The sequence below is a fragment of the Qipengyuania sp. CAU 1752 genome (assembly GCF_054482615.1).
In genome coordinates, this window is sequence record NZ_JBTLRE010000001.1 from 1,180,842 (window position 1) to 1,207,829 (window position 26,988).

Consider the following 26,988-nt stretch of genomic DNA (forward strand, 5'->3'; position numbering starts at 1 on the left):
CGGTCGACGGAATGGTGCGGACTGCCGCATTTTCCATGGTTCTTTGCGGCTGGCAGGGGAACAAATCACGGGATTTGGCGTAAATCAGGCAAATCTGTTCAAGGATGAATTCAGTGGAATATGCGAAGAGAATCACGATCTTCTTCGCCGCGATGAGTGTTGTAGCGCTGCCACTTGCGGCGCAAACGGTCAAACGCGGTGCTCAGCCTGCTACCCTCGATCAATCGCAGGAGATCAATGATTCCGAAGCTCGCGCCGCAGCAGCGGTCGCAACGCTTGCCGGACTGGGTCTGGCGTTGATGATGGTCGAGCCAGAAGAGGAATAGCTCATCCATTCAGCGAGCAATGATGGTCTTGCATCCTCGCACTTGCAAAATATATCGCTCGGCCGACACGCTTTACCGTACCTTTTTGATTTATCTGGGGATTCAGGGAACTCTCCTTGCTTCCAGACGTCAATGTTTTGTGATTTGAAGGGAATTGAATAATGCAGATTACGAAGAAACTCATGCTCGCAGTGGCGGCCACCGGCCTGGCAGCAACTCCGATCGCTGCGCAGGCGATTGCGCCTGTCGGCGCTCCGATCAGCGAAGAAAGCGAACTGGGCGGCCAAGTCACCCCGGTATTCATCATTCTGGCTCTTGCCGGTGCCGGAATGGCGGCTTTGTTGCTGACCGACGATGATGAACCCGTCAGCCCCTGATAGGACGCTATTCGCGAACACTACAAACGGAGCCCCAAGCAGGGCTCCGTTTTCGTTTGCACGCCTCAACTCGCCCTATCGCGTTTGCAGCGCAGACTGACGAATGCCTTCATTTTCGTCGTATTCATACAATCGACCCTGAATCGCGCGTGCTAGGCATGGCCTTGGATAAAAGCTTCCTTCCCTCTTGCTTGTAGATGGGATGTGTCGCTAGGGTCCGCTGGATGACGACAGAAATCACGGAGAATATTACATGAAATTGAAAACTATCGCCCTCAGTGTCGCCGCTATGGGCGCTGCCCTTGCGCCGGTCGGCGCTTCGGCGGTTTCTGCCGATCGGGTATCGGCACCTGTCGAATCGGCTAGCGAACTCGAAGGCAACAGCGGCATCCTCATCGGGATTCTCGCGGCTGCTGCAGTCATCGCCGGCATCATCATCATCGCCGACGATGATGAAGATCCCGTCAGCGCGTAAGAGCGCGGCTTTCACAGCTACAAGAAGGGCGGCGGTGCGAACAACACCACCGCACCTTTTTCGTTCAGCCGCACCGTCCTTGCAGCAAAATCTTGGACGCATCGGCCAAGCTCGCTTAAGCAAGCGCGCATGAAGAAAACCACCGGCACCGATCGCTCGATTACACAGAACTGGCGACCCGCGACCCAGGCCATACGCGGTGGAACCTGGCGCAGCGAACACGGCGAAACCAGCGAGGCCTTGTTCCTCACTTCGGGCTACACCTACGACGATGCACAGACCGTGGCCGACCGGTTCGCCGGCGAGGCCGATGGCATGACCTACTCGCGTCTGCAGAATCCGACCGTCGCCATGCTGGAGGAGCGGATCGCTCTGATGGAGGGAGCCGAGGCGTGCCGGGCGCAGGCCAGCGGTATGGCGGCAATGACCGCCGCTCTGCTGTGCCAGCTTTCGGCCGGCGATCACGTGGTTGCAGCGCGGGCCGCCTTTGGCTCGTGCAGGTGGCTGGTTGACCATCTGTGCCCACGCTTCGGCATCGAAACGAGCGTCATAGACAGCGCTGACAACGACCAGTGGGAAGCGGCAATCCGCCCCAACACAAAGGTGTTCTTCTTCGAGACCCCTGCCAATCCGACTCTCGACGTAGTCGATTTGCGCCACGTCTGCGATCTCGCCCGAGCGCACGGCATCACTACAGTCGTCGACAACGCCTTTGCCACCAGCGCCCTGCAAAAGCCGCTCGATTTCGGAGCAGACGTGATCGCATATAGCGCCACCAAGCTGATGGATGGGCAGGGGCGGGTGCTGGCTGGCGCTGTCTGCGGCACCGAGCAATGGATCGAGGAAGTGTTGCTACCGTTCCAGCGCAATACCGGGCCCAATTGCTCGCCCTTCAATGCCTGGGTGGTGTTGAAGGGGCTCGAAACGCTGGACCTGCGCGCCGTGCGACAAAGTGAGAATGCGGTGGCGCTCGGCAAGATGATCGAGCCGCGAGTGCCGAAGATGCTCCATCCTGGATTGCCCAGTCATCCGCAGCATGCGCTGGCCGCGCGGCAGATGCGCGCGACGGGGCCGATTTTCGCTTTCGATGTGGGCAATCGCGCTGCTGCATTTGCCGTGCTCGATGCGCTGCAACTGGTCGATATCTCGAACAATATCGGGGATGCCCGCAGCCTGATGTGTCATCCGGCTAGCACTACCCACGCCGCAATGGGCGAAGATGCACGGGCCGAAATGGGCGTGACCGAGGGCCTTCTTCGCATCAATGTCGGGCTCGAGGATATCGAGGACGTGAAGGAGGATCTCGACCGCGCATTGTCGGCGGCAGGATTCTAGGGAGAAGCGCGCATGACCGGTAAGGTTGAACTGATCTTCGATTTCGTGAGTCCGAACGGCTACTTGTCCTGGTATCCTCTGCGCGACATCCTCGCTCGCACCGGAGCTGAGCTGATTGTGACACCGGTTTTTCTTGGCGGAATGCACAGGTTGACCGGCAATGCGCCGCCAATGATCCGCGACAAGGATGTGAAGGGCAAAATCGAATATGCGATGCTGGAAATGCGTCGTTTCATCGAGAAGTACGGCCTCGATAGATATAAGCTGCACCCGCAGTTCCCGTTCAACTCGGTGACTTTGCAGCGCATGCTGGTGGCAGTCGATGGCGAGGAGCGTGTGAAGCTTGTCGAGACCCTCCTGCCGGCCCTGTGGGAAGACGGCGTGGCGATCGACGAGCCTGGCCCTTTGGCAGAGAGATTGTCGGACGCCGGTTTCGACGCGGCGGACCTATTGGCAAAAACACAGGATTCCGCCATCAAGCAGCAGTTGGTCGACAACACGCAATCGGCCATCGATCGTGGAGCCTTCGGCATTCCCACCTTCTTTGTCGATATCGGCGCAGGCGAGGAGATGTTCTTCGGCAAGGAACGGCTCAGCCAGATCGAGGAGATGCTGGCTTCCGTTTGACCGCGCGGGTTCGACAGCTTCGCCTGGCGAAGCTGACCTTTCGGCAACAGGTGGATAAATAGGCTGTCTTCCCCCTTGCAGAGCGCGAACGGGCGTTTACCTTCAATTATGTTATGAAAGAGCTATTCCAGCACGCTGCCACCACCGACGATATCACCGTCCGTGTCACGGCCAATTTCTTGCCCGAACAGAGCAGGCCGAGTGCGGGCAAGTGGTTCTGGGTCTATCATATCCGGATCGAGAATCACTCGAACGAGCGGGTCCAGCTCATCAGCCGTCACTGGCGCATTACCGACGCGCAGGAACTGGTCAGCCATGTCGATGGTGACGGGGTGGTGGGCGAACAACCTGTGCTCAAGCCGGGGCAGAGCCATGACTATGTCTCGGGCTGCCCGCTCGAAACGCCTTACGGATCGATGGAAGGGTTCTATACCTTCCACCGCGAGGATGGTTCCCCGTTGGAAGTGCGCATCCCGTTTTTCCCGCTTGCCGCTCCGGAAACCGCCGAACGCTAGCGCCGCGGGACAGGCAGCTCTTTCTTCGCAGTTGCGGTAAAGGCCGCGCCCCTCTAAATCCTCCCGCACAATGAAGCGGACCCATCTCCCTCTCAATGCCCTGCGCGTTTACGACGCGGCTGCGCGGCACCTGTCCTTTACCCGCGCGGCGGACGAGCTGGCGGTGACCCCGGCGGCGGTCGGCCAACAGATCCGTGCGCTGGAGGATCACCTTGGCACGGTGCTGTTTCGCCGCACCAGCAAGGGGCTCGAACTGACCGAAGAAGGCTGCGCGGGTCTTGAACCCTTGCGCGAAGGTTTCCTCAAGTTCGAGGAGAGCGTGCAGAACATGCAGGCGGGCCAGGCGTCCGACCGCTACACCATCGCTGCCCCTCGCGAATTCTATGCCCAGTGGCTCAGCCACCGGCTCGCCGCGTTCCGCGCGGAGAGCCCGGGAGTGCGCTACCAGCTGGTCGAGAACGAGAACGCCGACTTTACCGAGGCCAATCTCGATGTCGCGATCCGGCTGGTCGACGGTCCGGGCGAGCTGGAGGGCGTCGAACTGGCCCCGGCCCGCCGCGTGGTCATCGCGCAGCCCGGCTATGACGGCGAGGACTGGATCGACTGGCCCGGCGCGCCGCTGCCGGACGGGGTCGAGGCCACAGTCAGCGTCGGCAATGCCGGACAGGCGCTCAGCAGCGCGACGGCGGGGCTGGGCAAGGCCGTGCTCCCCTACCTGCTGGTCGAGGAAAGCATCGAGGGCGGCAAGGTCGAGGTACTCGAAGGCCCGGACGAGGGCCGCCGTGCATACTGGCTGGTCGCCCCGCTGCCGCAGTGGCGGCAGAAGAAGGTCAAGGCGCTGGTGGAATTCCTGACGCGTTGATGGTTTGCGCACCCACCTCCGTGGGTGCGTCCTCGCTGCAATTCCTCCTTTCAGTCGGGCTGCTGCGGGCGGGCGGTCGCCCTTGCGGTCCTGCGGACCGGTTCTCACGCAATATCATGCGAAGGCCTTGAAAACTTCGGCGATGCCGGGGGGATCGCTTTCGGCGCGCAGGCGGCTGATCGCTTCTTCCACGTCGAGGACATAGCTGCGGGTGGCGCCGTCGTGGCCCGAGGCGCGGCCGCCGAGCAGGTGGACGAAGTCGATCGCGCTGGCGTTTTCGGACAAGGTGTCGGCGCGGAATTCCTCGATCCCCTCGGCTTTCGCGTCGAGCAGGATGGTGGCGGTCAGCAGCTTGCCGAGGCCGCGCCCGTGCCATTCGTCGAGGATGGCGACCGAGAACTCGGCGCAGTCCGGATGCTCGGCATCGCGAAAGGCATGGACCGCGCCCATCGCCGGGTGATCCTCCTCGTCCAGCGACAGCGCGCCCCAGGCCAGGTGCTTGTCCCCGTCTGCGTCGAGCAGCCGGTCGATCACCCAGTCCGGCGGCGTCCGCGCACCGGAGAAGAAGCGCAGGTACCGCGAACGCGGGCTCATCCGCTCGATCCCGGCCCTCAGCCGCGCCTCGTCCCCTGCGTGCAAGGTGCGGATGCACACGGGCGTCCCGTCCTTCAACGCGGTGTGAATGACCCGCTGCGAAGCGGGCGGGGAGGGGGCAGCAGGTACGCTCATCCCCATGGCCATAGCAGGTTTGGCGGCGATGAGTCCTACAGGATGGAACACAGGGAACACGGTCCTGGGGGCAGAAATGGGGGTGGGGGTGGAAGGCGACGACACCGCGCACATCGCGCGATCATGCTGCGACGCGCGGTGGAGAGCAGGGAAAGGGTGTGGAGTCATATGTTCAGCCTCAAGCGCCGCCGAGCCGCATGGCGCACAGCGACTCGGAAGTCGAAGACGGGGCAGTCACCCACCCGTCGCACCCGGCGCTTTGGGGCCTAGATCAAGAAGCTGCGGAGTAGGAAAGCAGTCAAACAAGATTTTGGGGTGAACAATCTCTGATCTACTTGAAAAGTCGTCGTAAAAAGTTAGGGAGTGGTGTGCGAAAGAAAGATAAAGATGAAATTGCCGGCATAAAGAGGCTTCAGCGAGGTCGCCGCGAGTTACTCCACGTTGCAGCCGGAGAAGAAGATGTCGTTGAGGCTGCAATTCGTCGTGCAATGGCAAGATGTCGTCAAAGAATACGTAAAGTTGCGGGCGCCAGAAGTCCTTTACGTCAACAAAGGCTCGCAGCAAATCGCTTTGCGAGAGAACGCGCCCGGCTTCTCAAGAAGGAGTTTTCAAGAAAGCGTTCTTGGGCAATCCCCCTCGGTGAACTCGTACGGTGTCGAATAGACTCTCCACTGCTAGACCAGCTTGACCCGGATCGGCCAGCACTTTGGAAGCCAATCGTTTCTAGAAACTTCCGACGTGAACCAAACAGGGTAAAAGTTGGAAAATTGAACTTTCTAGATAACCCTATCGAAACGATTAACGAGTTTAGAAGGATTTCACTTGCTGAGCGAGAAGAAGTCAGAGCATTTTTAGACTTTTCAGATACACAATGTGAAGATGTTGGCGCCTATTTAGTTTTTGCTGAGATATGGCCGCAGCTATCCAAGGTTTTTGCTGGCGGTCGCATGTCTCGTGCTGTTCAAAAAGTTCTTAGCGCAATACACGTGGACCAAGAACTGGGGCTCGGTTTGGGGGGGGTGCGAGACCACAGCGATGTTTGGGCCTTCCCAGTCAAGCATCGACGTCCCAGAAACACGACTTCGTCGCCTACTGCAAACTTGCAACCTCAAGATCGAGAGAAGGTCGCTGATCAGCTATGTGAACTTATTGATGAGTGGTTAGAGGTCGCAAATCAAGTCGCCGCAAACAATGGGGGGGCCGCATGGGAACTATCCGATGAGGGCAAATCACTTATCGCCAGAATGAGTGGCGAACTCTTGGACAACGCGGAACGCCATAGCTTGCCAGACTCTCTCGATGGCGATTGGTCGATGACGGCTTTTATGGCGCTCCGCCGAGATGAGCATGGTGATCCGATACTCCGTTGCTACCTTGCATTCTTAAACGTGGGGCAATCTATTGCGCAATCAATGGAGCGCGCACCAAAGAGCCTTCTTAAACCTGCGGCGAGATACGTTGACCAATTTGGGAGACGCGGGCCAAGTCGCGGAACCCTTTTGACGGTTCTTGCTTTACAGGACGCTATCACCTCAAACGCTGATGCAAGCGCCGCTGGACGCGGTGGGACTGGACTCCAAGATGTGCTGGAGTTTGTGTCAGACTTGGGGGCCGCGTCTCAGAGCGGTGCGGACGTACGAATGACGATCGTGTCCGGAAAATCTTGCATTCGACTTCGGCACCCGAATCTGCTAGGGGCGCGGGACCCTAGCGGGAAGCGAGTGCAGTGGTGCAACCCTTGGAATGATCCCACACGCCCCCCAGATAATAGCACGGCGTTTGATTTGCCTCACCATTTCGCGGGCACGTTAGTGAGCGCTGGGTTTACCTTGGATGCGCAGCTTTTTGTGGCTGAGGATGCAGAGTGAGATGAGTGTGTCGATTAACTTTGAAGTCTTGACCAAAGGCCGAGTTCATAATTTGAGTGGCCACGAACGCGGCCTAGCTGCGCGTGAACTCTTTAAATTAGATGAGCTAGATAAGTGCGATTCAATCGTCGAGATTGAAGTTCCAGACCATATCTATGGATTAAGTCCATCCTTTATCCAAGGTTTATTAAGTGCGAGCGTCAAAGCTTTGGGCTCTTCCAGAGAGGCATTTTTTAGTCACTACCATGTAAAATCAACTGATTTAGTGAAGCGACAATTTGATCGTGGTCTATCTGCCATTTTGACTGACCGCGAGTTTCCGATAAACTAGGTGTCTGAACCAGGGGGAATCGGTGCTCCACACATTGTGGGGTGGGTCGTTACCGCTGCCGCTTTTGGCGGCAACTTGTGGTGGAATTGGCTAAATCGTAAGCATGCGAATCAATTAGCGGATGATATTCGCACTGAAGGTTTTCAGAAAGAGATTTGGGATCGTCACAGAGGGCGCATTGAAACGCAGCTCGAAGAATTTGTCACTTTTGTATTGAATTTGCCAGCGCAGATACTGGCCTTTCCCGGTGATGCTGAGCAAGCAATTTCATTGGACATTTTTGAACTGAATTTAAACGTAGCTCATGATGGCTTGGCCCGAGCGCTTTCCGAAACGAATAACTCAGCGTATTGCCATGGTGAACACTGGGAAGAGAAGGCGTTTGGTAAGCAGTACGATAGCGAACAAAGTTGGGATCTTTTATTGTCAGGATTCGCTCGAGCCGGGCGATGTAAAAAGCGGCATACTCAGGTTGATGCTCTGAAGGAATTGAAGGCACACGCCTTGGAAATTGAATATGAGGTGCGAGTTGAAATTCGGAAACAAGAATACCGCTATCATCCCAACTCATCTTGACCCAAACCCCGCACTCCCCTAATGGCGCACCCAACCACGGCAGGCGTTAGCGTCGGTCACGGTCAATAGAGCTGAACATTGCCGGTCGGTCCCGGGGCCTGGTGCGATTGCACCGAGGCTCTTTTCTATTGGAGCACATGGCCCACAAGCCGCGTGTCCGGGGGCAGCCGTCAAAGTAACCCGGTGCTCGTACCGGGTGGAGTGTTTCAGGCTCGTGCGAATTGTCCGCCCCGCGGTGCCTTGCGGCATCGCCCTGGCGCAGCGCACGGTCCCGCAGCTTTCTCCATCCGGCCCAGTGGCACCTCCACACGGTGAAGAGAAAGACATCTATGCCGACGATCAACCAGCTGGTCCGCAAGGGCCGCGTTCCGCAGAAGGCCAAGTCCAAGGTCCCTGCGATGGAACAGAACCCGCAGAAGCGCGGTGTTTGCACGCGCGTCTATACGACGACGCCGAAGAAGCCGAACTCGGCACTGCGCAAGGTGGCCAAGGTTCGCCTGACCAACCAGCGCGAAGTCATCTCCTACATCCCGGGCGAAGGCCACAACCTGCAGGAGCACTCCGTCGTGCTCATCCGCGGCGGCCGTGTGCGCGACCTTCCGGGCGTGCGTTATCACGTCCTGCGCGGCGTGCTCGATACGCAGGGTGTCAAGGACCGCAAGCAGAGCCGTTCCAAGTACGGCGCCAAGCGGCCGAAATAATGGCCGCGCTTTCGGCCCCTTAGCCGGAAGCTGGTCCTTCAAGAATTTGCTCCGAAGGAGTTTGCAAAATGTCACGTCGTCGTCGCCCAGAAAAGCGCGAAATCCTGCCCGATCCCAAGTTCGGGGATCAGGTATTGTCGAAGTTCATGAACAACCTCATGCTCGACGGCAAGAAAGCCGTCGCCGAAGGTATCGTCTACTCGGCTCTCGACACCGTCGAAGCCAAGGCCAAGGCGAACCCGGTCGAGGTGTTCCACACCGCGCTCGAAAACATCAAGCCGCAGGTCGAAGTCCGCAGCCGCCGTGTCGGTGGTGCGACCTACCAGGTGCCGGTCGAGGTTCGCCCCGAACGTGCCCAGGCGCTCGCCATCCGCTGGATGATCAGCGCCGCTCGCGGTCGCCCTGAAACCACCATGGCAGCGCGCCTGTCGGGTGAGCTGATGGATGCCGCCAACAACCGCGGCAACGCGGTCAAGAAGCGTGAAGACGCGCACCGGATGGCCGAAGCCAACCGCGCCTTCTCGCACTACCGCTGGTAAGATTGTGATCACGGCAGGGGCCGGGCTGTGTCCCGTCTTCCTGCCGTCACAATCGTCACTATATGAAGGCCTGACCGCACCCCGGCGGCCTCCGCAAGACGCTTTAAGGAATTACACATGGCCCGCGATTATCCGCTGGAGCGCTATCGTAATATCGGCATCATGGCCCACATCGATGCCGGCAAGACGACCACCACCGAGCGTATCCTCTACTACACCGGCAAGTCCTACAAGATCGGCGAAGTGCACGATGGTGCCGCGACGATGGACTGGATGGAGCAGGAGCAGGAACGCGGCATCACCATCACCTCGGCAGCCACGACCACCTTCTGGTCGGCTGAAGACGGCGAAGGCCCCAAGCACCGCATCAACATCATCGACACCCCCGGGCACGTCGACTTCACCATTGAAGTCGAACGCAGCTTGCGCGTGCTCGACGGCGCGGTTGCCGTGTTCGACGGCGTTGCCGGTGTCGAACCGCAGTCCGAAACCGTCTGGCGCCAGGCCGACAAGTACGGCGTTCCGCGGATGTGCTTCATCAACAAGCTCGACCGGACCGGTGCTGATTTCTATTACTGTGTGCAGTCGATCATCGACCGTCTCGGCGCCACCCCGCTGGTGCTGTATCTCCCGATCGGCGCGGAAAGCGACCTCCAGGGCGTGGTCGACCTCGTCAACAATCGCGGCATCGTGTGGGAAAATGACGGGCTGGGCGCCGACTTCAAATATGTCGATATCCCCGCCGACCTCGCCGACAAGGCTGCCGAATATCGCGAGCTCCTGATCGAGAAAGTCGTCGAGCAGGACGATGACGTGATGGAAAGCTATCTCGAAGGCAACATCCCCGATGCGGCAACGCTCAAGAAGCTGATCCGCAAGGGCACGATGGAGCGTTCGTTCGTTCCGGTGCTGTGCGGCTCGGCGTTCAAGAACAAGGGCGTCCAGCCCCTGCTCGACGCCGTGGTCGACTACATGCCTTCGCCGCTCGACGTTCCGGCGATCAAGGGCGTGCTGCCCGACAGCGACACCGAAGAAACGCGCGAATCCAGCGATGATGCGCCGTTCAGCGCGCTGGCGTTCAAGATCATGAACGATCCGTTCGTGGGCTCGCTGACCTTTACCCGCATCTATTCGGGCAAGCTCGGCAAGGGCCAGGTCCTGAACTCGGTGAAGGACAAGAAGGAAAAGATCGGCCGTATGCTGCTGATGCATTCCAACAACCGCGAAGACATCGATGAGGCATTTGCCGGCGATATCGTCGCGATTGCCGGGATGAAGGACACCACCACGGGCGATACGCTGTGTGACATGGCGCACCCGATCATTCTCGAACGGATGGAATTCCCCGATCCCGTGATCGAGCTTTCGGTGGAGCCCAAGACCAAGGCCGACCAGGAAAAGATGGGCGTTGCGCTCAATCGCCTGGCTGCCGAGGATCCCAGCTTCCGCGTCACCACCGATCACGAATCGGGCCAGACGATCATCAAGGGCATGGGCGAGCTTCACCTCGACATCCTGGTCGATCGCATGAAGCGCGAATTCAAGGTCGAAGCGAATGTCGGCGCGCCGCAGGTGGCGTATCGCGAATCGCTCGCCCGCGAAGTCGAAGTGACCTACACCCACAAGAAGCAGTCGGGTGGTTCGGGCCAGTTCGGTGAAGCCAAGGTCGTCGTCACCCCGGGTGAACGCGGCCAGGGCATCATTTTCGAAGACGAGATCAAGGGCGGCAACATCCCGCGCGAATATATCCCGTCGGTCGAAAAGGGCATGCGCGAGCAGGCCGAGAGCGGCTATCTGGTCGGCTTCCCGATCATCGACTTCACCATCCGCCTGATCGACGGCAAATACCATGACGTCGACTCGAGCACGGTGGCGTTCGAGATCACCGGACGCGGCGCCATGCGCGAAGCGGCCGACCGGGCCGGCATCAAGCTGCTGGAACCGATCATGAAGGTCGAGGTCGTGACTCCCGAGGATTACCTCGGCGACGTCATCGGCGATCTCAACAGCCGTCGTGGTCAGATCCAGGGCACGGACACGCGCGGCAACGCGCAGGCGGTCGAGGCTTTCGTCCCGCTCGCCAACATGTTCGGCTACGTCAATGAACTGCGCTCGTTCACGCAAGGACGCGCGCAGTACACGATGCAGTTCAGCCACTATGACGAAGTGCCGGCCAGCGTCGCGCAGGAAGTCAAGGAGAAGCTTGCCTAAGGCGAGCGATAGGTCTAGGGGCGGCGCCTGATTCAGCGGGTGCCGCACCCTCTCCCGCAGGGATTCATTTTCAAGCAGAGGTTATTTTTAAAATGGCTAAGGAAAAATTCGAGCGCAACAAGCCGCACTGCAACGTCGGCACCATTGGTCACGTTGACCACGGCAAGACCACGCTGACCGCAGCTATCACCAAGGTGATGGCTGAAGTTTACGGCGGCGCAGCAGTCGACTTCGCAAACATCGATAAGGCTCCCGAAGAGCGCGAGCGCGGCATCACCATCTCGACCGCGCACGTCGAGTACGAAACCGAAGCGCGCCACTATGCGCACGTCGATTGCCCGGGCCACGCCGACTATGTGAAGAACATGATCACCGGTGCTGCCCAGATGGACGGCGCGATCCTGGTTGTGAACGCTGCTGACGGCCCCATGCCGCAGACCCGCGAGCACATCCTGCTTTCGCGTCAGGTCGGCGTTCCGGCACTGGTCGTTTACCTGAACAAGGTTGACCAGGTCGACGACGAAGAACTGCTCGAGCTGGTCGAACTCGAAGTTCGCGAACTGCTCAGCGAGTATGATTTTGACGGCGACAACATTCCGATCGTCAAGGGTTCGGCTCTGGCCGCTCTCGAAGGTCGCGATGACGAAATCGGCAAGAACTCGATCATCGAACTGATGAAGGCTGTCGACGAGCACATCCCGCAGCCCGATCGTCCGGTCGACAAGCCGTTCCTGATGCCGATCGAGGACGTGTTCTCGATCTCGGGTCGTGGTACCGTTGTTACCGGCCGTGTCGAAACCGGCATCGTCAACGTTGGCGACGAATGCGAAATTGTCGGCATCAAGGACACCACCAAGACGACCGTTACCGGCGTCGAAATGTTCCGCAAGCTGCTCGATCGCGGCGAAGCTGGTGACAACATCGGTGCCCTGATCCGCGGTGTTGCACGTGAGGACGTCGAGCGTGGCCAGGTCTTGGCCAAGCCGGGTTCGGTCACGCCGCACACCGAGTTCAGCGCCGAAGTCTACGTTCTGTCGAAGGACGAAGGCGGCCGTCACACGCCGTTCTTCGCCAACTACCGTCCGCAGTTCTACTTCCGCACCACCGACGTGACCGGCGAAGTGATCCTTCCCGAAGGCACCGAAATGGTGATGCCGGGCGACAACGTGACGATCAACGTCAAGCTGATCGCACCGATCGCCATGGACGAAGGTCTGCGCTTCGCAATCCGCGAAGGCGGCCGCACCGTCGGCTCGGGCGTGGTTTCGAAGATCACCGTCTGATCTGAAACACGCTCAAGCGTTTGAAGCGCCCTCTCCCGGAAACGGGAGGGGGCGTTTTCATGTCATCCGCTAGACATTTTCAAAGCGGCTGTTAGCGGTGCGAAAATGAGTATTGTTAAGAAGATAACGGGTCGGCTTCGGCACGACTCGAGCAAGCTGCTGGCAAAAGCCAGCCGCGCTCTTTCGGGCAAGTCGCAGGGTGATGGCTGGAACGGCATGACCCGTCTCGCGCCTCAGACCGTGCTCGACATCGGAGCCTGCGGCGGCGAACTCGCCGAGCGTGAAATCTTGCCATCGTTTCCGGACGCCCAAATTCACTGTTTCGAGCCTCACCCTGCCAATTTTGCTCGCCTCGCTCGCGTGGCTGACAGACACCACCGCATCCACGCTCACCAACTTGCGCTGGGCGACAGCGCTGGCCAGGTAGAGATGAAATACAACACCGGCTCGCCATCATCGTCCTCCTTGCGCGCGCAGACCGAAGAAGCCGTCGAACTGTTTCCCCGGCTGGCAGAAACGGTCATGGAAGTTGTCGAGCAGCAGACGCTTGATGCCTGGTATGCGGGGCAGGGGGATCGCCTGCACGGGCCACTGATCATCAAGATGGATGTTCAAGGCTTCGAGGATCGCGTGATCGCCGGTGGGACGCAAACCTTCCGAAAGGCGACCGGGGTGGTGCTTGAAGTGTGCCAGTCTCCACTTTACGAGGGGCAACCAAGCTTTGCCTCGCTGTATGAGAGCCTGACCGGCCTCGGGTTCTGCTTTGCAGGTACCCGTGACCAGTATTTTAGCCCTGAGAGCGAGCTGGTCTATTTCGACGCCTGTTTCCTGCGCGCGCCCGTCTAAGGGGACAAGGTAGGATTTTGGGGGTTGCCCAGAATCACATGGGCCCGTATAGGCGCGCCCAAGCCAGCTTCATTGCTGGCAAGTTTTCCAACCCGTTGGTTCGGTTTGGCCCCTCGATTAAGAGACACGGTCAGGCGCAAGCTATGGGACGGAAGATTTAGATTAGAAGGGCCGGGGCGGCGGGGAGACCTGACGATCCGGCAATTTTTGGCTCTTTCGCATCGGTGTAGGTTATGGAAGCTCAGAATATCCGCATTCGCCTCAAGGCGTTCGACCACCGCGTTCTCGACCAGGCAACTGGCGAAATCGCAGAAACTGCTCGTCGGACCGGCGCGCTTATTCGTGGCCCCATTCCCATGCCGACGCGTATCGAGAAGTTCACCGTGAACCGCGGCCCGCACGTCGACAAGAAGTCGCGCGAGCAGTTCGAGGTGCGCACCTACAAGCGGCTGCTCGACATCGTGCAGCCCAACGCCCAGACGGTCGACGCGCTGATGAAGCTTGACCTGGCCGCGGGCGTAAACGTGGAAATCAAGCTCGCCTAGGCGCAGCTGGTTTCGGTCCACCGGTTCGGACCTTAAATCTGCCGGATGATTTCAGGGGCTCCAACGGCCCCGCGCGGATCCAAAGTGAACCGCGCAAGACATTGGGATACCGCCGAGAGCGTTCCTGCTGGAACGCAATTGCTCGGGTCAGCGTCCTCCGTCTCGCTCAACCGGCCACCTGGCTGCACGAGCACTCAGCCCGGACGGGGCGATGCACGAAAATACGGGTTGAAACGGGTCCGACCGTGAATGGCGGGCCTGCACGCACCTGGGGATGGGCCCCTGGTGCCTCTGTTTAGGAGTTTTGACGATGCGCACAGGCGTGATCGCAAAGAAAGTCGGGATGACCCGCTTGTTCCAGGAGGATGGACGTCACGTTCCCGTGACCGTCCTGGCCCTGGAAGATTGCCAGGTTGTGTCCCAGCGTACCCAGGAACGCGATGGTTACTTCGCGCTCCAGGTCGGCTCGGGCACGTCCAAGCAGAAGAATGTCAACAAGCCGCAGCGCGAAGCTTTCGCCAAGGCCGAAGTCGGTCTGAAGATGAAGGTTGCCGAGTTCCGCGTCGATGACGAAGACGGGCTGCTGCCGGTCGGCGCATCGATCAGCGCAGAGCATTTCATTGCCGGCCAGATGGTCGACGTGACGGGCTATACGCAGGGCAAGGGCTTTGCCGGTGCCATGAAGCGTTGGGGCTTCGGAGGCCTTCGTGCCACCCACGGCGTCTCGCTCTCGCACCGTTCGCACGGTTCGACGGGTAACCGCCAGGATCCGGGCCGCGTGTTCAAGGGTAAGAAGATGGCCGGCCACATGGGCGACCGTCAGCGCACCCAGCAGAACCTCGAGATCGTGCGCACCGACGCCGACCGTGGCCTGATCTTCGTCAAGGGCTCGGTCCCGGGCACGAAGAATAGCTGGATGCTGATCCGCGATGCGGTGAAGGTTCCGCTTCCCGAAGGCGTACCGTTCCCCGGTGCCGTTATCGAGAAGAAGGCTCCGGCCAATGAAACGGACGCTCCGGTGGCCGACGAGCAGAAGCTCGCTGACCAGGCCGAAGCTACGGAAACCGCCGCTGAAGAAACCCCCGCCGAGGCTCCCGCAGCCGAAGGCGATGCAGGCAAGGAGGGCTAAGCCGTGAAGGTGAAGGTCCAGAAAATCGACGGCACAAACGTCTCCGGCGCAGCCGGCGATGTCGAGCTGAGCGACACCGTTTTCGGTGTCGAACCGCGCGCCGATATCCTCCATCGCGTTGTCACCTGGCAGCTCGAAAACCGCCGTGCCACGGCGCGCCCGACGCGAGAGCGTTCGGACGTTGCCCGGACCGGTGCGAAGTTCGGCAAGCAGAAGGGTTCGGGCGGCGCACGTCACGGCGATCGCGGCGCTCCGATCTTCATCGGTGGTGGTAAGGCTCACGGTGCCCGCAAGCGCGACTTCAACCAGTCGCTCAACAAGAAGATCCGCGCGCTGGGCCTGAAGATGGCCCTGTCGAGCAAGGCGAAGGACGGCCTCGTGGTCGTCGACAGCCTCGATCTCAAGGACGCCAAGACCAAAGCGCTCAAGGGTCACTTCGCCAAGGCCGGCTGGAACGGCAAGGTGCTGGTGATCGACGGCGAAAGCGTCAACGAAGGCTTCTCGAAGGCTGCTGGCAACCTGCCGGGCGTCAACGTGATGCCGGCGATGGGTGCCAACGTCTACGACATCCTCAAACACGATACGCTGGTCCTGACCAAGGACGCGATCGAAAAGCTGGAGGCGCGCTTCAATGGCTAAGAAGCAGGATATCGACGCCCGTCACTACGACGTGGTGCTCGCGCCGCACATTACCGAGAAGTCGACGCTGGCCTCGGAAAACAACGCTGTTGTTTTCAAGGTCGCAAATGATGCTTCCAAGCCGCAGATCAAGCAAGCGGTTGAGGCTCTGTTCGACGTCAAGGTGACCGGTGTGAACACGATCATCACCAAGGGCAAGACCAAGCGCTGGAAGGGCAAGCCCTACAAGCGCACCGACTTCAAAAAGGCGATCGTCACGCTCGCCGAGGGTGACTCTATTGACGTCACCAGCGGCGTCTGAGGGGCTAGAGGAACATGGCACTCAAGAATTATAAACCGACCAGCCCCGCACGGCGTGGCTTGATCCTGGTCGACAAGTCCGGCCTGTTCAAGGGCAAGCCGGTCAAGTCGCTGACCGAGGGCAAGCGCAAGACGGGTGGCCGCAACAACAAGGGCCACGTGACATCGCGCGGCATTGGCGGCGGTCACAAGCAGAAGTACCGCTTCATCGACTTCAAGCGTCGCAAGTGGGACATCGAGGGCACCGTCGAACGGATCGAATACGATCCCAACCGCACCGCTTTCATCGCGCTCGTCAAGTATGACGACGGCGAACTGGCCTACATCATCGCGCCGCAGCGTCTCGCTGTCGGTGACAAGGTGATCGCGGCTGAGAAGGCCGATACCAAGCCTGGCAACGCCATGCTGCTGGGTCAGATGCCGGTCGGCACCATCTGCCACAACGTGGAGATGAAGCCGGGCAAGGGTGGTCAGATCGCCCGCTCGGCAGGCGCCTATGTCCAGCTCGTCGGTCGTGACCGCGGCATGGTCATCGTCCGGTTGAACTCGGGCGAGCAGCGTTACCTGCGGGCCGATTGCATGGGTACGGTTGGCGCGGTCTCGAACCCTGACAACCAGAACCAGAACTTCGGCAAGGCCGGTCGCACTCGCTGGAAGGGCCGCAGGCCGCTTACCCGTGGTGTTGCGAAGAACCCGGTCGATCACCCGCACGGTGGTGGCGAAGGCCGCACCAGCGGTGGCCGTCATCCGGTTACTCCGTGGGGCAAGCCGACCAAGGGTGCCCGTACCCGCAAGAACAAGCAGACGGACAAGATGATTATCCGTTCGCGCCACGCCAAGAAGAAGAGGTAAGACACGATGGCACGTTCCGTCTGGAAAGGTCCCTTCGTCGAACTCAGCCTTCTGAGGAAGGCCGAGGACGCACAGGAAGCGAGCAGCAACAAGCCGATCAAGACCTGGTCGCGCCGCTCGACGATCCTGCCACAGTTCGTCGGCCTGACGTTCAACGTCTACAATGGCCACAAGTTCATTCCCGTCTCCGTTTCGGAAGAAATGGTCGGACACAAGCTCGGTGAATTCGCGCCTACGCGCACCTTCCCCGGCCATGCTTCCGACAAGAAGGGCAAGCGCTAATGGGCAAGGCTAAATCCCCCCGCCGCGTTGCGGATAACGAGGCTCTGGCCGTCGGCACCACCATTCGTGGTTCGGCGCAGAAGCTGAATCTCGTTGCCGAACTGATCCGCGGCAAGAAGGCCGAGGAAGCGTTGAACATTCTCGCTTTCTCGAAAAAGGCCATGGCCAGGGACGCAAGCAAGGTGCTTGCGTCGGCTATCGCCAATGCCGAGAACAACCACGACCTCGACGTTGACTCGCTGGTCATCGCCGAGGCTTCCGTTGGCAAGTCGATCACCATGAAGCGGTTCCACACCCGTGGCCGCGGCAAGAGCACGCGCATCCTGAAGCCGTTCAGCAAGCTTCGGATCGTCGTTCGCGAAGTGGAAGAGGCGTAAGATGGGCCAGAAGAGCAATCCGATCGGTCTGCGCCTGCAGATCAACCGCACCTGGGACAGCCGCTGGTACGCCGAAGGGCGTGACTATGCCAAGCTGCTGGCCGAGGATATCAAGATCCGCAAGTTCATCATGGAAAACGCCGCCCAGGCTGCGATTTCCAAGGTGGTCATCGAACGTCCGGCCAAGCTGTGCCGCGTCTCGATCTATGCTGCCCGCCCCGGTGTTATCATCGGCAAGAAGGGTGCAGACATCGAGAAGCTGCGTCAGAAGCTTTCGACCATGACCGCGAGCGAAGTGAAGCTGAACATCGTTGAAATCCGCAAGCCGGAAATCGATGCCAAGCTCGTCGCCCAGGGCATTGCCGACCAGCTGATCCGCCGTGTCGCCTTCCGCCGTGCCATGAAGCGCGCGGTCCAGTCGGCGCTGCGCTTGGGTGCCGAAGGCATCAAGATCGTCTGCGGTGGCCGCCTCGGCGGCGCTGAAATCGCCCGCGTCGAATGGTATCGCGAAGGCCGCGTTCCGCTCCACACGCTGCGTGCGAATGTCGATTACGCCGAAGCCGAAGCGCTGACCGCCTATGGGATCATCGGCATCAAGTGCTGGATCTTCAAGGGCGAGATCCTCGCCCACGACCCGACCGCGCAGGACCGGCTGATGATGGAAGCTCAGACTTCCGGCGTCCGTCCGGCCCGCTGATTGCAGAGTTAGAGAAAAACCATGCTGCAACCGAAGAAAACCAAGTACCGCAAGGCGTTCAAGGGTAGAATCCATGGCAACGCCAAGGGCGGAACCACGCTCAATTTCGGGTCCTACGGCCTGAAGGCGATGGAACCCGAGCGTCTGACCGCGCGCCAGATCGAGGCGGCTCGCCGTGCGATTACTCGCGCCATCAAGCGCCAGGGCCGTCTCTGGATCCGTATCTTCCCCGATGTTCCGGTGTCGAAGAAGCCGGCCGAAGTGCGTCAGGGTAAGGGCAAGGGCTCGGTCGAATACTGGGCTGCTCGCGTCAAGCCGGGCCGCATCCTGTTCGAACTCGACGGCGTTCCCGGCCCGATCGCCGCGACCGCTTTCGAACGCGCCGCCATGAAGCTGCCGGTCAAGACCAAGGTCGTGGCCCGCTTTGGCGACGAATCGCACCTGGGAGGCAACTCATGACCAAAGTCGAAGACCTGCGTCAGAAGAGCGACGACCAGCTTGCCGAAGAGCTGACCCAGCTGAAGAAAGAGCAGTTCAACCTGCGCTTCCAGGCTGCCACCAACCAGCTCGAAGCACCGGCGCGTATCCGCGAAGTGCGTCGCAACATCGCCAAGATCAAGACGTTGCAGGGCGAGCGTTCGCGCTCCGCTGCAGCGAAGGCTTGAGGAGCTAGACAATGCCGAAACGTATCCTGATCGGGACAGTCACCTCCGACAAGACCGACAAGACCGTGACCGTGCTGGTCGAACGCAAGGTGAAGCACCCGTTGTACGGGAAGATCATCCGTCGTTCGAAGAAGTATCACGCTCACGACGAGAGCAACGAGTATACCGTGGGCGATATCGTCCGCATCGAAGAGACCAAGCCGATCTCGAAGACCAAGACCTGGGCAGTGAAGGACCGCGTCGTCGCGGGCGGAACGCAGGCGGTCGAGGCGGATCTCGATGTGGCCGAGGCAACCCCGGGCAACTGATTTTAGCGATTAGGAACTGCCGGGCTCCCAGATAGGGCCGTCCCGGCAAGCCAAGAGAAGGAACCGGATCGATGATCCAGATGCAATCCAATCTCGACGTCGCGGATAACAGCGGCGCCAAGCGCGTCCAGTGCATCAAGGTACTGGGCGGGTCGAAGCGTCGCACCGCAAGCGTCGGGGACGTGATCGTGGTTTCCGTCAAGGAAGCCCAGCCACGTGCCAAGGTGAAGAAGGGCGATGTTCATCGCGCTGTCATCGTGCGCACGAAGAAGGATGTACGCCGCCCCGATGGCAGCGTGATCCGCTTCGACAGCAATGCCGCCGTGCTCGTTTCCAAGAACGAAGAGCCGATCGGCACCCGTATCTTCGGACCGGTGGTTCGCGAACTTCGCGGCCGCGGCTTCATGAAGATCATCTCGCTTGCTCCGGAGGTGCTGTAATGGCGTCCGCTAGAATCAAGAAAGGTGACAGCGTGGTCATCCTGTCCGGCAAGGACAAGGGCAAGACCGGCACCGTCTCGAAGGTCATGCCCAAGGATGGCAAGGTCGTCGTAGAGGGCGTCAACATGATCGCCCGTCACCGCAAGCCGAGCCAGACCAACCCGCAGGGTGGCATCGATCGCTATGAAGCGCCGCTGCACATCGCCAAGGTTGCCATGGCAGACCCGAAGGATGGCAAGCCCACCCGCGTCCGGATCGAAGAGAAGGACGGCAAGAAGGTGCGTGTTGCTGTGAAGAGTGGGGAAACCATCGATGGCTGATTATACACCCCGTATGAAGGCCAAGTTCGAGAACGAGGTCGTCAAGGCGATGACCGAGAAGTTCGGTTATACGAACCGTCTCGAAGTGCCCAAGCTGGAAAAGATCACGCTCAACATGGGCGTGGGCGAGGCGAGCCAGGACAAGAAAAAGGTCCAGACGGCTGCCGAGGAAATGGCTCTGATTGCCGGCCAGAAGCCGGTCATCACCAAGGCCAAGAAGTCGATCGCGCAGTTCAAGCTGCGTGAAGGCATGCCGATCGGTTGCAAGGTCACCTTGCGCCGCGAACGCATGTACGAGTTCCTCGATCGTCTCGTGACCATCGCGATGCCGCGTATTCGCGACTTCCGTGGTCTCAACCCGAAATCGTTCGACGGTCATGGCAACTACGCCATGGGCCTGAAGGAACAGATCATCTTCCCGGAAATCTCGTACGACCAGATCGAGAAGGTGCGTGGCATGGACATCATCGTCACCACCTCGGCGAACACCGACGAAGAAGCACGCGAATTGCTGCGTCTGTTCGGTTTCCCGTTCCCCGCGGAACAAGCACAGGAAGCGGCGTGAGCCGCGAATAGAGGAACTTAAGTCCAATGGCGAAACTGAGTTCGATCAATAAGAACGAAAAGCGCAAGAAGCTCGTCAAGCAGTATGCTGCGAAGTACGAGAAACTGAAGGCAATCGCGAATGACCGTTCGCTCGATGAAACCGAGCGTCTGATCGCGCGCCTGAAGATGGCGGAAATTCCGCGCAACGCGAATCCTACTCGCGTGCGCAACCGCTGCGCCACCACCGGCCGCCCGCGCGGCTATTATCGCAAGTTCGGCATCAATCGTATCGAACTGCGTCAACTCGGCAACCGGGGCATGATCCCTGGTCTGACCAAGTCGAGCTGGTGAGGAATCGATAGATGGCTATGACCGATCCCCTGGGTGATATGCTCACCCGTATCCGCAACGGCCAGCAGGCGAAGAAGGACTCCGTCCTTTCGCCGGCTTCCAAGCTGCGTGCGAACGTGCTCGAAGTTCTCCAGCGCGAAGGCTACATCCGTGGCTACAGCGAAGACGAGAGCGGCAAGCACAAGGCGCTGCGGATTGAACTGAAATATTTCGAAGGCGAACCTGCGATCAAGCATGTCGCCCGCGTCTCCAAGCCTGGCCGCCGGATCTACTCGGGCTCGAAAGAGCTTCCGACCGTGCGCAATGGCCTTGGCATCACCATCGTCTCGACGCCCAAGGGTGTGCTTTCGGACAACGAAGCCCGCACCCAGAACGTCGGTGGCGAAGTGCTGGCGGAGGTGTTCTGATGAGCCGCATTGGCAAAAAGCCGGTGGCGATCCCGAGCGGGGTTACTGCCAACATCGAAGGCGACACGCTGAGCGTGAAGGGTCCCAAGGGCGCTCTCACCATGGGTCTCAGCGATCTCGTCGAATACAAGCTGGACGACGGCGCAATCGCCATCACCCCGGCCAACGATACCCGTGCCGCCCGTAATCACTGGGGCATGCAGCGCACGCTGGTTTCGAACCTGGTCGAAGGTGTTACCGAAGGCTTCAGCAAGGTGCTTGAAATCACTGGCGTCGGCTACCGTGCCAACGCCCAGGGTCGGAACCTGAAGCTGCAGCTTGGCTACAGCCACGATGTCGACCTGCCGGTCCCCGAGGGACTGGAAGTGAAGACCCCGGATCAGACCACGGTCGAGATTTCGGGCATCGACAAGCAGGCTGTCGGCCAGTTCGCCGCCGAAATCCGCCGCTGGCGCAAGCCCGAGCCTTACAAGGGCAAGGGCATCAAGTACCGCGGCGAGTATGTCTTCCGCAAGGAAGGGAAGAAGAAGTAAGATGGCAAAGCTTTCTCTCTTTGAACGTCGCCGCCGCCGTGTTCGCACTGCGCTGCGCAAACGCTCCGGCGCCAAGCCGCGCCTGTCGGTGCACCGCACCGGCAAGCACATCTACGCACAGGTCATCAACGACGCCGACGGCAAGACCATTGCCGCCGCTTCGACGCTGGGTGGCAAGGCCTCCGGCGCGAATGTCGAGGCCGCTGCGCAGGTGGGCAAGGATATCGCCGCCGCCGCCACCAAGGCTGGCGTCACCACTGTCGTGTTCGATCGCGGCGGGTTCCTGTTCCATGGCCGCGTGAAAGCGCTGGCTGACGCCGCTCGCGAAGGCGGGCTGGAGTTCTGATGATGGCTGACGACAAGAAAACCCCAGAAACCGAAGCCGAGAGCAAGCCGGAAACCGGTGCTGCTCCCGAAGCGACGGAAACGCCCGCAGTGGATAAGGTCAAGGCAGAAGCCGAGACCGAACACGCAGTGAAAAAGGAAGAACCGGCGATTGCCGATACCCCTTCCGAAGCCGCTGCCAACCAGTCTCCGGCCCAGGCCGGCGACGGCAACCCGCGCGAACAGCAGAACAACCGTGGCGGCCGTGGCCGTGGCGGTGGCGGACGTGACGGCGGCAACAACCGCGGCCGTGGCGGCCGTGACAACCGCCGCGGCGGACGTCAGGAAGAAGACGACGGCATCATCGAGAAGCTCGTCCACATCAATCGCGTTTCGAAGACGGTCAAGGGCGGTAAGCGCTTCGGCTTCGCAGCATTGGTTGTTGTCGGCGACGGCCAGGGCCGGGTCGGCTTTGGCAAGGGCAAGGCCCGCGAAGTGCCGGAAGCCATTTCCAAGGCGACTGCCGCAGCGCGCAAGAAGATGATTCGTGTCGCACTCAAGGAAGGTCGCACGCTTCACCATGACGGCAACGGCCGTTTCGGTGCCGGCAAGGTAACCGTCCGTACAGCGCCTCCGGGTACCGGCATCATCGCCGGTGGTCCGATGCGTGCCGTGTTCGAGAGCCTGGGTGTTGCCGACGTGGTGACCAAGTCGGTCGGTTCGTCCAATCCCTACAACATGATCCGCGCCACTTTCGACGCGCTGCAGGACCAGACTTCACCGAAGTCGGTTGCGCAGCGTCGCGGCAAGAAGGTCGCTGACCTGCTTGGTCGCGGTGGTGCCAGCCCAGCCGAAGCGGAAGCTGACGCTGCCGCTGTCGTGGAGTAAGCCAGATGGCCGATAAGAAGAAAATCAAGATCAAGCAGGTCGGTTCGCCGATCCGTCGTCCCGAAGCCCAGAAGAAGATCCTGATCGGTCTGGGCCTGGGCAAGATGCACAAGGTGGTCGAGCGTGAAGCGAGCCCCGAAGTGCTAGGCGCGATTGCCAAGATCCCGCATCTTGTGACAATCGTCGACTAAATCTCAATCGATCCCCGCTCCGGCGGGGGTCGTTCTTTTCAGCGCGAACAAAGCGAAAGCGAGTGCACACATGTCTATCAAACTCAACGAACTCCGTGACAACGAAGGCGCCCGCAAGGAGCGCATGCGCGTCGGCCGTGGTATCGGCTCGGGCAAGGGCAAGACCTCGGGCCGCGGCCAGAAGGGCCAGAAGGCCCGTTCGGGTGTCGCCATCAAGGGCTTTGAAGGCGGACAGATGCCGCTTCACATGCGCCTGCCAAAGCGTGGCTTCAACAACCCCTTCGGCAAGGATTTTGCCGAAGTGAACATCGGCATGGTGCAGAAGTTCATCGACGCCAAGAAGCTCGACGGCAAGAAAGACATCACCGAAGCTGCATTGCGCGAGGCCGGACTGGTCCGCGGCGGCCAGGACGGTGTCCGACTGCTCGGCAAGGGTGAAATCAAGGCCAAGGCCAAGTTCATCGTCACCGGCGCCACCAAGGGCGCGATCGCGGCTGTCGAAAAGGCTGGCGGTTCGGTCGAAGTTCTTCCGGCAGCGCAGCCGGAGCACGAAAAGAAGGCTGCCCGGCGCGACGCCAACAAGGCAGCCAAGGACGCCCCGAAGAAGGTCGCCAAGGCCAAGGGCGCCGAATAACCGGAAAAAAGGCGGCGACGGGTTCGACATCGGGCCCGTCGCTTCCTATGTGTCCCTCCGTCAGCCGGGAGGGACCGGCGAAAAGCTAGGATTCAACCATTCCCATGGCATCACGCGCCGACAACATCGCGAGCAACATGAGCCTCGCGAATTTTTCCAAGGCCACCGAGCTGAAGAACCGCATCTGGTTCACGGTCGGTGCCCTTATCGTTTTCCGCTTCCTCAGCTTTGTGCCGCTGCCGGGCGTCAATCCGCTCGCGCTGGCTCGCCTGGCCGACCAGACGCAGGGCGGCATCCTGGACATGTTCAACATGTTCACCGGTGGCAGCCTCGAGCGTATGAGCCTGATCGCGCTCGGCGTGATGCCCTACATCACCGCCTCGATCGTGGTGCAAATGGCCGCGGCGCTTCATCCCACGCTGATGGCGCTCAAGAAGGAAGGCGCGACCGGCCGCCAGAAACTCAACCAGTATACCCGCTATGGCACCGTGTTCCTGTGCGTCATGCAGGGCTGGTTCCTGGCCGCAGGGCTTGAAAGCTTTTCCGGCTCGCAGGGCGTGCAGGCGGTGGTCGATCCGGGATACATGTTCCGCATTGGCGCGGTCGTCAGCCTCGTCGGCGGCACCATGTTCCTGCTGTGGCTGGGTGAGCAGATCACCAGTCGAGGCATCGGTAACGGCGTATCGCTCATCATCATGGCCGGCATTGTCGCCCAGTTCCCGGGCTTTGCCGCCAATATGTTCGAAGGCGGTCGCACCGGCTCGATCAGTGCGTTCCTGATCGTCGGCTTCCTGCTGATGGTGGTGGTGCTGATCCTGGTCATCTGCTTCATGGAGCGGGCCCAGCGCCGGCTGCTGATCAATTATCCCAAGCGCGCCACCCAGCGCGGGATGATGCAGGCTGACCGTTCGCACCTGCCCCTGAAACTCAACACCGCAGGCGTGATCCCGCCGATCTTCGCCAGCTCGCTGTTGCTGCTGCCGCTGACGATCACCCAGTTTGCCGGCAATTCGATCGACACCACGACCACTGCCGGCGGCGTGATCCAGGGACTGAATCAGTACCTGCAGCACGGCCAGCCAATCTACATGACGCTGTATGCCATCGGCATCATCTTCTTCTGTTTCTTCTACACCGCGGTTGTCTTCAACCCGGAAGAAACGGCGGAAAACCTGAAGAAGAACAACGGCATCATTCCGGGCATCCGTCCGGGCAAGCGGACCGCCGACTATCTTGATTACGTCCTGACCCGCATCACCGTGGTCGGCGCGATCTACCTGACGATCGTCTGCGTCCTGCCCGAGTACGTCATCGCGCAGACCGGCATCCCGCTGTTCCTGGGCGGCACCAGCCTGCTCATCGTGGTCAATGTGACGGTCGATACGATCAGCCAGATCCAGTCGCATTTGCTTGCGCACCAGTATGGCGACCTTATCAAGAAGGCGAAGTTGAAAGGCCGGATGCGCTAGTCTGGCGCCGGTTGGGTTGAGGGGAATGCGTAAGTGAATATCATCCTTCTCGGGCCTCCGGGCGCAGGCAAGGGCACTCAGGCCCAGCGTCTGGTCGACAACCGCGGCATGCGCCAGCTTTCCACCGGTGACATGCTGCGTGCGGCCGTCGGCGCAGGCACGCCGATTGGGCTCAAGGCCAAGTCGGTGATGGATCGCGGCGAACTGGTTTCCGACGAGATCGTTTCCGAATTGATCGATGCCGAGCTGGCCGCGATGGGTGCCGACACCGGTGCCATTTTCGACGGCTATCCGCGCACTGCAGCCCAGGCCGGGATGCTCGAAACCATTCTCGCTTCCCATGGCCGCAGCTTGCACAAGGTGATCGAACTCGAAGTCGATGAAGACGCGCTGGTTGACCGCATCACCGGCCGTTTCACCTGCGCCAACTGCGGTGCCGGATATCACGACCGCTACAAGCTGCCCGCAAAAGAGGGTGTGTGCGACGTGTGCGGATCGACCGAGTTCAAGCGGCGGCCCGACGATAACGAGGAAACCGTCCGCACGAGGATGCAGGAATACCGCGCCAAGACTGCGCCGATCCTGCCCATCTACGAACAGCGTGGCCTTGTCGCGCGGGTCGACGGCATGGCCAGCATCGAAGAAGTCTCCGAGGCGATAGACGCACTGCTACGCTAGCCCCCTTTCCCTCGCTGGCCGTCCGTGGAATAGGGCTGGAAAATGGAGGGATGCATGAAAACTCGTTTTGCTGTTGCTGCCGCTTCGCTGGCGCTCGCCGGACTGGCGCCTGCACCGCTTTCAGCAGAGGTCGCGGAAACCGCTGCCAGCGGCTTCGTAACGCGCGACATGGCCGTGGTCGGGGCCGAGCCGCAGGCGGTCTGGCTCGAACTCATATCGCCGGCCAATTGGTGGAGCGACGCCCACACCTGGTCGGGCGATGCCGCGAACATGACGCTGGTCCCCCAGGGCGGGGGCTGTTTCTGCGAGCGCATTCCACCCGAAGATAGCGACGGAGCCATTGGCCTTGCCGGAAGCGTGCAGCACATGGTCGTGTTGCAGGCTTACCCGCGTAAGGTCCTGCGTCTGCGCGGTGCGCTCGGACCGCTGCAAAGCGAGCCGGTGACCGGCGTGCTGACCGTGACGCTCAAGCCGGTGAAGGGAGGAACGCGCATCTTGTGGGAGTATGTCGTCGGTGGCCATATGCGCTATCCGGCGGAGACCATCGCCAAGGCTGTCGACGGGGTGATGAGCCAGCAGCTTGATGGTCTCGCGGCCAAACTGGGGCGGATCGCCGATCCCGAGGCTGGAAGGACGAAGGCCAAGCCAGCCCCGGCAAAGCCGCCTGCTGACGACAAGCGCAAGCCTGCAGGCGAGAAACCCAAGCCTGCAGGCGAGACAGCGATCGGCGACGACTTCCTTGATGACAACGGCGCTAGCGACCCTGGCTGATCCTGACTTCGCTACCGCATGACACGCGCGCTTTCGACAGC

40 protein-coding genes are annotated in these 26,988 nt (G+C 60.4%); 39 read left to right on the forward strand and 1 reads right to left on the reverse strand.

From position 1 onward, the window contains the following. Positions 1–113: 113 nt before the first annotated feature. From ACXYL9_RS05780 to ACXYL9_RS05810, 7 genes are all read left to right on the forward strand, one after another. The gene (locus ACXYL9_RS05780; RefSeq protein ID WP_459038634.1) at positions 114–326 is read left to right on the forward strand and encodes a hypothetical protein; all 213 of its coding nucleotides are present in this window, start codon (positions 114–116) and stop codon (positions 324–326) included. A 161-nt stretch (positions 327–487) separates the two neighbouring features. Further along, positions 488–703, forward strand: a complete 216-nt coding sequence (locus ACXYL9_RS05785) for a hypothetical protein (protein WP_459038635.1) — start codon at positions 488–490, stop codon at positions 701–703. 253 nt (positions 704–956) lie between these two features. Then, a complete protein-coding gene (locus ACXYL9_RS05790; RefSeq protein ID WP_459038636.1) occupies positions 957–1,178 on the forward strand; it encodes a hypothetical protein in 222 nt (73 codons plus the stop codon). A 129-nt stretch (positions 1,179–1,307) separates the two neighbouring features. Beyond that, a complete protein-coding gene (locus ACXYL9_RS05795; RefSeq protein WP_459038637.1) occupies positions 1,308–2,513 on the forward strand; it encodes a trans-sulfuration enzyme family protein in 1,206 nt (401 codons plus the stop codon). Between the two features lie 12 nt (positions 2,514–2,525). Continuing rightward, positions 2,526–3,140, forward strand: coding sequence for a 2-hydroxychromene-2-carboxylate isomerase (locus tag ACXYL9_RS05800; RefSeq protein WP_459038638.1), 615 nt, complete (start codon positions 2,526–2,528; stop codon positions 3,138–3,140). A gap of 113 nt (positions 3,141–3,253) precedes the next feature. Next, positions 3,254–3,655 carry a Co2+/Mg2+ efflux protein ApaG gene (apaG, locus tag ACXYL9_RS05805; RefSeq protein ID WP_459038639.1) on the forward strand — a complete coding sequence of 134 codons (402 nt, stop codon included), beginning with the start codon at positions 3,254–3,256 and terminating at the stop codon, positions 3,653–3,655. Positions 3,656–3,725: 70 nt separating this feature from the next. Continuing rightward, positions 3,726–4,517, forward strand: coding sequence for a LysR family transcriptional regulator (locus tag ACXYL9_RS05810; protein ID WP_459038640.1), 792 nt, complete (start codon positions 3,726–3,728; stop codon positions 4,515–4,517). 114 nt (positions 4,518–4,631) lie between these two features. Here ACXYL9_RS05810 and ACXYL9_RS05815 read toward each other — a convergent pair whose 3' ends face one another. Next, positions 4,632–5,246, reverse strand: a complete 615-nt coding sequence (locus tag ACXYL9_RS05815) for a GNAT family N-acetyltransferase (RefSeq protein ID WP_459038641.1) — start codon at positions 5,244–5,246, stop codon at positions 4,632–4,634. Positions 5,247–5,614: 368 nt separating this feature from the next. Here ACXYL9_RS05815 and ACXYL9_RS05820 point away from each other — a divergent pair, with 368 nt between their 5' ends. From ACXYL9_RS05820 to ACXYL9_RS05975, 32 genes are all read left to right on the forward strand, one after another. Then, positions 5,615–7,114: a hypothetical protein gene (locus ACXYL9_RS05820; RefSeq protein WP_459038642.1), complete on the forward strand. Its 1,500-nt coding sequence runs from the start codon at positions 5,615–5,617 to the stop codon at positions 7,112–7,114. Between the two features lies 1 nt (position 7,115). Next, complete coding sequence (locus ACXYL9_RS05825) at positions 7,116–7,445, forward strand: hypothetical protein (protein ID WP_459038643.1); 330 nt, start codon at positions 7,116–7,118, stop codon at positions 7,443–7,445. Then, positions 7,446–8,021 (forward strand): hypothetical protein, encoded by a 576-nt coding sequence (locus tag ACXYL9_RS05830; RefSeq protein ID WP_459038644.1) that lies wholly within the window; start codon positions 7,446–7,448, stop codon positions 8,019–8,021. Positions 8,022–8,350: 329 nt separating this feature from the next. Further along, positions 8,351–8,722 carry a 30S ribosomal protein S12 gene (gene rpsL, locus ACXYL9_RS05835; RefSeq protein ID WP_006831873.1) on the forward strand — a complete coding sequence of 124 codons (372 nt, stop codon included), beginning with the start codon at positions 8,351–8,353 and terminating at the stop codon, positions 8,720–8,722. Between the two features lie 68 nt (positions 8,723–8,790). Further along, positions 8,791–9,261 (forward strand): 30S ribosomal protein S7, encoded by a 471-nt coding sequence (rpsG, locus tag ACXYL9_RS05840; RefSeq protein ID WP_459038645.1) that lies wholly within the window; start codon positions 8,791–8,793, stop codon positions 9,259–9,261. A 117-nt stretch (positions 9,262–9,378) separates the two neighbouring features. Continuing rightward, a complete protein-coding gene (fusA, locus tag ACXYL9_RS05845; protein WP_459038646.1) occupies positions 9,379–11,472 on the forward strand; it encodes an elongation factor G in 2,094 nt (697 codons plus the stop codon). 92 nt (positions 11,473–11,564) lie between these two features. After that, entirely contained in the window at positions 11,565–12,755 is a 1,191-nt protein-coding gene (gene tuf / locus ACXYL9_RS05850; RefSeq protein WP_459038647.1) for an elongation factor Tu, read from the forward strand. Between the two features lie 105 nt (positions 12,756–12,860). Further along, positions 12,861–13,601, forward strand: coding sequence for an FkbM family methyltransferase (locus ACXYL9_RS05855; protein ID WP_459038648.1), 741 nt, complete (start codon positions 12,861–12,863; stop codon positions 13,599–13,601). A gap of 233 nt (positions 13,602–13,834) precedes the next feature. Continuing rightward, positions 13,835–14,146 (forward strand): 30S ribosomal protein S10, encoded by a 312-nt coding sequence (gene rpsJ, locus ACXYL9_RS05860; protein WP_285976862.1) that lies wholly within the window; start codon positions 13,835–13,837, stop codon positions 14,144–14,146. Positions 14,147–14,456: 310 nt separating this feature from the next. Next, positions 14,457–15,275 carry a 50S ribosomal protein L3 gene (rplC, locus tag ACXYL9_RS05865; RefSeq protein ID WP_459038649.1) on the forward strand — a complete coding sequence of 273 codons (819 nt, stop codon included), beginning with the start codon at positions 14,457–14,459 and terminating at the stop codon, positions 15,273–15,275. A 3-nt stretch (positions 15,276–15,278) separates the two neighbouring features. Further along, positions 15,279–15,914: a 50S ribosomal protein L4 gene (rplD, locus tag ACXYL9_RS05870; RefSeq protein ID WP_459038650.1), complete on the forward strand. Its 636-nt coding sequence runs from the start codon at positions 15,279–15,281 to the stop codon at positions 15,912–15,914. Further along, positions 15,907–16,215, forward strand: coding sequence for a 50S ribosomal protein L23 (locus tag ACXYL9_RS05875; RefSeq protein WP_459038651.1), 309 nt, complete (start codon positions 15,907–15,909; stop codon positions 16,213–16,215). Before rplD ends, ACXYL9_RS05875 begins: the two co-directional genes overlap by 8 nt. Before the next feature lie 14 nt (positions 16,216–16,229). Further along, positions 16,230–17,066 (forward strand): 50S ribosomal protein L2, encoded by an 837-nt coding sequence (gene rplB / locus ACXYL9_RS05880; RefSeq protein WP_459038652.1) that lies wholly within the window; start codon positions 16,230–16,232, stop codon positions 17,064–17,066. A gap of 6 nt (positions 17,067–17,072) precedes the next feature. Beyond that, positions 17,073–17,348, forward strand: a complete 276-nt coding sequence (rpsS, locus tag ACXYL9_RS05885; protein WP_459038653.1) for a 30S ribosomal protein S19 — start codon at positions 17,073–17,075, stop codon at positions 17,346–17,348. Then, a complete protein-coding gene (gene rplV, locus ACXYL9_RS05890) occupies positions 17,348–17,725 on the forward strand; it encodes a 50S ribosomal protein L22 (protein WP_459038654.1) in 378 nt (125 codons plus the stop codon). The genes rpsS and rplV overlap by 1 nt, the downstream gene beginning before the upstream one ends. Before the next feature lies 1 nt (position 17,726). Continuing rightward, positions 17,727–18,422 carry a 30S ribosomal protein S3 gene (gene rpsC / locus ACXYL9_RS05895; protein WP_459038655.1) on the forward strand — a complete coding sequence of 232 codons (696 nt, stop codon included), beginning with the start codon at positions 17,727–17,729 and terminating at the stop codon, positions 18,420–18,422. Between the two features lie 21 nt (positions 18,423–18,443). Then, the gene (gene rplP, locus ACXYL9_RS05900; protein WP_459038656.1) at positions 18,444–18,881 is read left to right on the forward strand and encodes a 50S ribosomal protein L16; all 438 of its coding nucleotides are present in this window, start codon (positions 18,444–18,446) and stop codon (positions 18,879–18,881) included. Beyond that, positions 18,878–19,087: a 50S ribosomal protein L29 gene (gene rpmC, locus ACXYL9_RS05905; protein ID WP_459038657.1), complete on the forward strand. Its 210-nt coding sequence runs from the start codon at positions 18,878–18,880 to the stop codon at positions 19,085–19,087. The genes rplP and rpmC overlap by 4 nt, the downstream gene beginning before the upstream one ends. Before the next feature lie 11 nt (positions 19,088–19,098). Beyond that, the gene (rpsQ, locus tag ACXYL9_RS05910) at positions 19,099–19,395 is read left to right on the forward strand and encodes a 30S ribosomal protein S17 (protein ID WP_459038658.1); all 297 of its coding nucleotides are present in this window, start codon (positions 19,099–19,101) and stop codon (positions 19,393–19,395) included. Positions 19,396–19,466: 71 nt separating this feature from the next. Continuing rightward, on the forward strand, positions 19,467–19,835 hold the full coding sequence (gene rplN / locus ACXYL9_RS05915) for a 50S ribosomal protein L14 (protein WP_011414552.1): 369 nt from the start codon (positions 19,467–19,469) through the stop codon (positions 19,833–19,835). After that, the gene (gene rplX, locus ACXYL9_RS05920; protein WP_459038659.1) at positions 19,835–20,155 is read left to right on the forward strand and encodes a 50S ribosomal protein L24; all 321 of its coding nucleotides are present in this window, start codon (positions 19,835–19,837) and stop codon (positions 20,153–20,155) included. Before rplN ends, rplX begins: the two co-directional genes overlap by 1 nt. After that, a complete protein-coding gene (gene rplE / locus ACXYL9_RS05925) occupies positions 20,148–20,720 on the forward strand; it encodes a 50S ribosomal protein L5 (protein WP_459038660.1) in 573 nt (190 codons plus the stop codon). Before rplX ends, rplE begins: the two co-directional genes overlap by 8 nt. 26 nt (positions 20,721–20,746) lie before the next feature. After that, positions 20,747–21,052, forward strand: coding sequence for a 30S ribosomal protein S14 (rpsN, locus tag ACXYL9_RS05930; RefSeq protein WP_459038661.1), 306 nt, complete (start codon positions 20,747–20,749; stop codon positions 21,050–21,052). An 11-nt stretch (positions 21,053–21,063) separates the two neighbouring features. Next, positions 21,064–21,459: a 30S ribosomal protein S8 gene (rpsH, locus tag ACXYL9_RS05935; RefSeq protein ID WP_459038662.1), complete on the forward strand. Its 396-nt coding sequence runs from the start codon at positions 21,064–21,066 to the stop codon at positions 21,457–21,459. Beyond that, on the forward strand, positions 21,459–21,992 hold the full coding sequence (gene rplF / locus ACXYL9_RS05940) for a 50S ribosomal protein L6 (protein WP_459038663.1): 534 nt from the start codon (positions 21,459–21,461) through the stop codon (positions 21,990–21,992). Before rpsH ends, rplF begins: the two co-directional genes overlap by 1 nt. A gap of 1 nt (position 21,993) precedes the next feature. Then, complete coding sequence (gene rplR / locus ACXYL9_RS05945) at positions 21,994–22,338, forward strand: 50S ribosomal protein L18 (protein ID WP_459038664.1); 345 nt, start codon at positions 21,994–21,996, stop codon at positions 22,336–22,338. Further along, positions 22,338–23,204, forward strand: a complete 867-nt coding sequence (rpsE, locus tag ACXYL9_RS05950; protein WP_459038665.1) for a 30S ribosomal protein S5 — start codon at positions 22,338–22,340, stop codon at positions 23,202–23,204. Before rplR ends, rpsE begins: the two co-directional genes overlap by 1 nt. A gap of 5 nt (positions 23,205–23,209) precedes the next feature. Next, positions 23,210–23,395 carry a 50S ribosomal protein L30 gene (rpmD, locus tag ACXYL9_RS05955; protein ID WP_459038666.1) on the forward strand — a complete coding sequence of 62 codons (186 nt, stop codon included), beginning with the start codon at positions 23,210–23,212 and terminating at the stop codon, positions 23,393–23,395. A gap of 70 nt (positions 23,396–23,465) precedes the next feature. Next, the gene (rplO, locus tag ACXYL9_RS05960) at positions 23,466–24,029 is read left to right on the forward strand and encodes a 50S ribosomal protein L15 (protein WP_459038667.1); all 564 of its coding nucleotides are present in this window, start codon (positions 23,466–23,468) and stop codon (positions 24,027–24,029) included. Between the two features lie 104 nt (positions 24,030–24,133). After that, entirely contained in the window at positions 24,134–25,498 is a 1,365-nt protein-coding gene (secY, locus tag ACXYL9_RS05965) for a preprotein translocase subunit SecY (protein ID WP_459038668.1), read from the forward strand. A gap of 33 nt (positions 25,499–25,531) precedes the next feature. After that, positions 25,532–26,176, forward strand: coding sequence for an adenylate kinase (locus tag ACXYL9_RS05970; protein ID WP_459038669.1), 645 nt, complete (start codon positions 25,532–25,534; stop codon positions 26,174–26,176). 54 nt (positions 26,177–26,230) lie between these two features. Further along, a complete protein-coding gene (locus ACXYL9_RS05975; protein WP_459038670.1) occupies positions 26,231–26,947 on the forward strand; it encodes an SRPBCC family protein in 717 nt (238 codons plus the stop codon). Positions 26,948–26,988: the final 41 nt, after the last annotated feature.